This window comes from Skermanella sp. (genome assembly GCF_059503625.1).
On record NZ_JCACHA010000788.1, the window covers coordinates 3,680 to 9,478 of the forward strand.

The 5,799-nt window shown below is 64.1% G+C and carries 5 protein-coding genes and 1 pseudogene; 5 read left to right on the forward strand and 1 reads right to left on the reverse strand.

What is annotated here, in order from left to right:
• Nucleotides 1-269, reverse strand: a pseudogene (locus tag AC5JJ6_RS27765) (hypothetical protein); the annotation flags it as partial.
• A gap of 241 nt (nt 270-510) precedes the next feature.
• Between AC5JJ6_RS27765 and AC5JJ6_RS27770 the strand changes: the two are divergent.
• The 5 genes from AC5JJ6_RS27770 to AC5JJ6_RS27790 form a co-directional block, all read left to right on the forward strand.
• Complete coding sequence (locus AC5JJ6_RS27770; RefSeq protein WP_496045166.1) at nt 511-939, forward strand: CBS domain-containing protein; 429 nt, start codon at nt 511-513, stop codon at nt 937-939.
• A 210-nt stretch (nt 940-1,149) separates the two neighbouring features.
• Nucleotides 1,150-2,448 (forward strand): urea ABC transporter substrate-binding protein, encoded by a 1,299-nt coding sequence (urtA, locus tag AC5JJ6_RS27775; RefSeq protein WP_496045167.1) that lies wholly within the window; start codon nt 1,150-1,152, stop codon nt 2,446-2,448.
• 149 nt (nt 2,449-2,597) lie between these two features.
• Nucleotides 2,598-4,250, forward strand: a complete 1,653-nt coding sequence (urtB, locus tag AC5JJ6_RS27780; protein WP_496045168.1) for an urea ABC transporter permease subunit UrtB — start codon at nt 2,598-2,600, stop codon at nt 4,248-4,250.
• 4 nt (nt 4,251-4,254) lie between these two features.
• Entirely contained in the window at nt 4,255-5,412 is a 1,158-nt protein-coding gene (gene urtC, locus AC5JJ6_RS27785) for an urea ABC transporter permease subunit UrtC (protein WP_496045169.1), read from the forward strand.
• Nucleotides 5,387-5,799: ATP-binding cassette domain-containing protein (locus tag AC5JJ6_RS27790; RefSeq protein WP_496045170.1), on the forward strand; the 413-nt coding region annotated here is incomplete at its 3' end. The genes urtC and AC5JJ6_RS27790, both read left to right, overlap by 26 nt.

The window sequence follows — 5,799 nt, forward strand, 5'->3', positions numbered from 1 at the left end:
AGGGCGCGGCGGTAAGCGGACAGCCTGCCGCCCTCGTCCAGCGGACCCTTGCCGTTCCGCAGGTTGTCCAATTCCTGGGTGACCTTGTTGATGCGCCAGCCGCTGGCGATCAGGCCAACGATGAAGATCGCGAAGATCAGGACGCTGATGCCGCTGCTGTCGGCGACCAGGATCCGGTTTACCCAACCGTTTACCCAGACAAGGAAAAGTCCGGCGACGCCGACCATGTTCAAAGCGACGAATCGGCTCCACAATAACCAGTGGTGCATGCGCAACCCCCTCCATTATTGGAATTGAGGCACGACGGGGTCACTCGGATTGCGGACTTTGTCTTAAGCGGTTCAGGCGCCGCGATTAGTCCGTCCGATCGAAAGTGCAGACCTGGACCGTCACACCAGCAACGGAATGGATGGATGAAAGTTCCTGGGAACCATTGCGCGGGATGTCCGGTTGGGAGCGCGCAAGGTGGAGCGACACCACCCGCACTACCCGATACCAATGGAGACGACGATGAAGATCCGGGACATCATGACCACGGACGTCGAACTCGTCCATCCCGATACCCTGCTGCGCGACGCGGCACAGAAGATGCGCGACGCCGATACCGGCTTCCTGCCGGTGGGCGAGAACGACCGGCTGGTCGGCACGTTGACCGATCGCGACATCACGATCCGCGCGGTCGCCGAGGGTCACGATCCCAAGGTCGTGCGCGTCCGCGAGGCGATGGGTGAGGGACTCGTCTACTGCTTCGAGGACCAGGACAGCAGCGAGGCCGCCGAGTTGATGGCCAACAACGATATCCGCCGCCTGCCGGTGCTGAACAGCGAAAAGCGGCTGGTCGGCATCGTCTCTCTCGGCGATCTGGCGGCCAAGACCGGCGACGACGATATCGTCGGGCAGACGGTGCAGGACATATCCAGCTCACCATCCAATACCTGAAGGAACGATATAGGCCAATTTGCATACGATTTCGGATGAAATGCCTGAATGTTGACCTTATGCCTGAAATTTGGTCGTTTCATTCGAGGCATACCTCGGAATGATAGGGCGGGCAGCAAGGCGGCGCGCCATTGCCCGCCCTAAAATGCGTTGGCCTCGAATTTGCTCTCAGCAGCTTGGAACAAACTAAAAAACCAAGAGGCTGAGAGCATGGTACGTATAAGTGGCAGGATCAGGGCCGCCGCGATGGGTTGCGCGGTGGCCGTTTCAGCGTTGCTGGCCGGTGCCGCACAGGCAGCCGAACCAATCAAGATCGGGGTGCTTCACTCGCTCTCCGGCACCATGGCAATCAGCGAGACGACGCTGAAGGACACCATCATGATGATGGTGGACGACCTCAACAAGAAGGGCGGATTGCTCGGCCGGCCGGTCGAGGCCGTCGTGGTCGATCCGGCGTCCAACTGGCCGCTGTTCGCCGAAAAGGCGCGCGAACTGGTCCAGAAGGACAAGGTCGCGGCGGTGTTCGGCTGCTGGACTTCGGTCAGCCGCAAGTCGGTCCTGCCCGTCTTCGAAGAGACCAACAGCCTGCTGTTCTATCCCGTGCAGTACGAAGGCGAGGAATCCTCCCGCAACGTCTTCTACACCGGCGCCGCCCCCAACCAGCAGGCGATCCCGGCGGTCGAATACCTGATGGGTCCGGAAGGCGGGTCGGTCAAGCGCTGGGTCCTGGCCGGCACCGACTACGTCTATCCGCGCACGACCAACAAGATCCTCGAGGCCTACCTGATTTCCAAGGGCGTGGCCAAGGACGACATCCTGATCAACTACACGCCGTTCGGCCATTCGGACTGGCAGACCATCGTCGCCGATATCAAGAAGTTTGCGTCGGCCGGCAAGAAGACCGCCGTCGTCTCCACCATCAACGGCGACGCCAACGTGCCGTTCTATAAGGAACTGGCCAACCAGGGCATCAAGGCGACGGACATCCCGGTCGTGGCCTTCTCGGTCGGCGAGGAAGAACTGGCCGGTATCGACACGTCCAATCTGGTCGGCCACCTTGCCGCCTGGAACTACTTCATGTCGGTCGACACGCCCGAGAACGCCGCCTTCATCAAGCAGTGGCACGCCTTCACCAAGAACCCCAAGCGCGTCACCAACGACCCGATGGAAGCCCACTACATCGGCTTCAAGATGTGGACCCAGGCCGTCCTCCAGGCCGGCACGACCGACGTCAACGCCGTCCGGCAGGCCATGTACGGCCAGAAGGTGCGCAGCCCAAGCGGCTACGACGTCGTGATGAACACCAACCATCACCTGTCCAAGCCGGTCATGATCGGCGAGATCCAGGCCGACGGCCAGTTCTCGGTCGTGTCCCAGACCGACGACGCGATCAAGGGCGCCGCCTGGAGCCCCTATATCCCCGAGTCCGCCAAGCTGACCGCCGACTGGACCTTCCCCTGGGTCTGCGGCAACTGCACCGAGCCGAAGTTCGGCGCCTACGCGAAGTAACACCACATCTCCTCCGCCCTTCCCGTGGTCGATGCCGCGGGAAGGGCGTGGTCGTAACCGGGTCATGCCGGGGGATAAGCGCTTTGACCGAGTCACATTCCAGCCCATCGAAAGCCGGACGCGTTTGGCACAGCCTTCGCACCGCTTTCATGGCCACCTTCATGGCCGCGTTCATGATTGCCGGCCTCGTCGTCTGCGGCATCACGCTGGGCGCCTTTGCGGCCTCGACCGCCAGGGCCGACGCGTATACCGACGCGATCGCGGGTCTGGCGTCGCCAGGGTTCGCCGAGAAGGTGGCCGCGATCGAGGCGCTGGGGAGGCTGGGCGACAGCCGCGCCATTCCGGTGCTGGAAGCGATGGCCGACAACCAGCTTTACACCCGCAAGGCCGATGGCCGGCTGGTGATCGGCAGCGGCGGGCGGGACATCACCCTGACCGACGCCGCGACGGGCGAGGCGCTGGGACCGGCCACCAGCCGCGACCTCACCCGGATCAACGCGAACAACGCGATCAGAACGACCGTCGGCGCGGCGGTCGGCCGGCTCCAGATCGGCGACCCCGATCCGGCCAAGCGTCTTGCCGCCGCCGAGACAATGGTCCGCTCCGAAAGCCCCGATACCGTCCCGCTGCTCCGCGACGCCCTGGTCCGCGAGCAGGTGGAGGATGTCCGCGCCGCCTTGACCCTGACGCTCGCCAAGCTGAGCCTGAGCAGCGCCGACCCCGGCGAGCGCCTGACGGCGATCAGGGACCTGTCGAGCCGTCTGACGCCCGAGGTCCGGGCGCTGGTCACTCCGCTGACCGTCACCAAGCCCGACGGCACCTTCGCCGAGCCGGACCCCCAGATCCGCGCCGCAGCATTCGAATTGCTGGAACGCATCGATACGCGGCTGATGCTGACCGAGCTGGCGCTGAACCTGTTCCAGGGCATCAGCCTTGGCTCCGTCCTGCTGCTGGCCGCCATCGGCCTCGCCATCACCTTCGGCGTGATGGGCGTCATCAACATGGCGCATGGCGAGATGATCATGCTGGGCGCCTATACGACCGTCGTCGTACAGCAGGCCTTCCGCGAATACATCCCGGCGGAGTTCTTCGGCCTCTACCTGATCATATCGATCCCCGCCGCCTTCCTGGTCGCCGGCGCCGTCGGCGTCGCGATGGAGCGCGGCATCATCCGGTTCCTCTACGGCCGTCCGCTGGAAACCCTGCTGGCGACCTGGGGCATCAGCCTGATGCTTCAGCAACTGGTCCGCGCGATCTTCGGCGCGCCCAACAAGGAAGTCTCCAATCCCGGCTGGATGACCGGCGCCGTCGAGGCGATGCCCGGCATGGTCCTGACCTACAACCGCATCGCCATCATCGTCTTCGCGATCATGGTGCTTGCCGGTCTGGCGGCTTTGCTGCGCTACACCCCCTTCGGCCTCCAGATGCGCGCCGTGACGCAGAACCGCAGCATGGCGTCGGCCATGGGCATCCGCACCGGCTGGGTCGATGCGATGACCTTCGGGCTCGGCTCCGGCATCGCCGGCGTCGCGGGGGTGGCGCTCAGCCAGGTCGGCAACGTCAGCCCCAACCTGGGCCAGGGCTATATCGTGGACAGCTTCATGGTCGTGGTGTTCGGCGGGGTCGGCAGCCTGTGGGGCGTGCTGGCGGGAGCCATGACGCTCGGCATCTTCAACAAGTTCCTCGAACCCTATGCCGGCGCCATGCTCGGCAAGATCCTGATTCTCGTTTTCATCATCCTGTTCATCCAGAAGCGGCCGCGCGGATTGTTCGCGCTCAAGGGCCGGGCCGCGGAGGCTTGATACCATGCTGCTGATGTCCCGCCTCGCAAGCCTGGAGTCCCGCCGGGGCTGGCAGGTCTTCCTGATCCTGCTGGTGCTGACCATCGTCCTGGTTCCGGTACTCAACCTGACGCTGCCGCCGGAAAGCCCGTTCCACGTTCCCACATACATGCTGAGCCTGCTCGGCAAGTACCTGTGCTTCGCGCTGTTGGCGCTCAGCCTCGACCTGATCTGGGGTTATGCGGGTGCCTTGAGCCTGGGCCACGGCGCGTTCTTCGCGCTGGGCGGCTACTGCATGGGCATGTACCTGATGCGCCAGATCGGCACGCGCGGAGTCTATGGCAATCCCGACCTGCCCGACTTCATGGTCTTCCTCAACTGGACCGAACTGCCGTGGTACTGGTGGGGCTTCGACCAGTTCTGGTTCGCGGCACTGATGGTGATGGCGGTCCCGGCGTTGCTGGCCTATGTCCTGGGCTGGCTGGCCTTCCGCTCCCGCATCACCGGCGTCTATTTCTCGATCATCACGCAGGCGATGGTCTTCGCCCTGATGCTGGCCTTCTTCCGCAACGAGATGGGCTTCGGCGGCAACAACGGCCTGACCGACTTCAAGGAGATCCTGGGGTTCAACATCCAGGCGCAGGGTACCCGCATCGGGTTGTACGTCGCTTCCGCCGTGGTGCTGGCGCTCGGCTACCTGATCAGCCGGTTCATCGTCACGTCCAAGCTGGGCCGGGTGCTGATGGCGATCCGGGATGCCGAAAGCCGGGTGCGCTTCCTGGGCTATTCGGTGACCAACGCCAAGCTGTTCGTCTTCACGGTGTCGGCTATCCTGGCCGGCATCGCGGGCGCGCTGTACGTGCCGCAGGTCGGCATCATCAACCCGTCGGAGATGTCGCCCGGCAACTCGATCGAAATCGCTGTCTGGGTCGCGGTCGGCGGGCGCGGCACGCTGTTCGGCGCGATCATCGGGGCCTTCACCGTGAACGGCGCCAAGAGCTTCTTCACCGGGGCGGCGCCGGAGTTCTGGCTGTTCTTCCTGGGCGCCCTCTTTATCGTCTGCACGCTCTTCCTGCCCCAGGGCATCGTCGGCTTCGCGGCGCAGATGCGCGCCCGGATCGCCCGGAAAGCCACACCCGCACCAGAGGAGGTCGGCAATGCTGCGAGCAAGCACAGCACCTGATACGGCCGAACTCGAACCGCCGGTCCAGGCGACGCCGATCCGGACGGCCCGCCAGCCCGCAGGCTCCATCCTGTACCTGGACGGCGTCTCGGTCAGCTTCGACGGCTTCAAGGCGCTGAACAACCTCAGCCTCGTCATCAACAAGGGAGAGATGAGGACCATCATCGGCCCCAATGGCGCCGGCAAGACGACGATGATGGACGTGATCACCGGCAAGACCAAGCCCGACAAGGGCGACGTGCTGTTCAACGCCGAAGTCGATCTGACCAAGCTGGACGAGGCGAAGATCGCCAATCTCGGCATCGGCCGGAAGTTCCAGAAGCCGACGATGTTCGAGCACCTGACCGTGTTCGAGAACCTTGAGCTGGCCCTGAAGACCGATCGCGG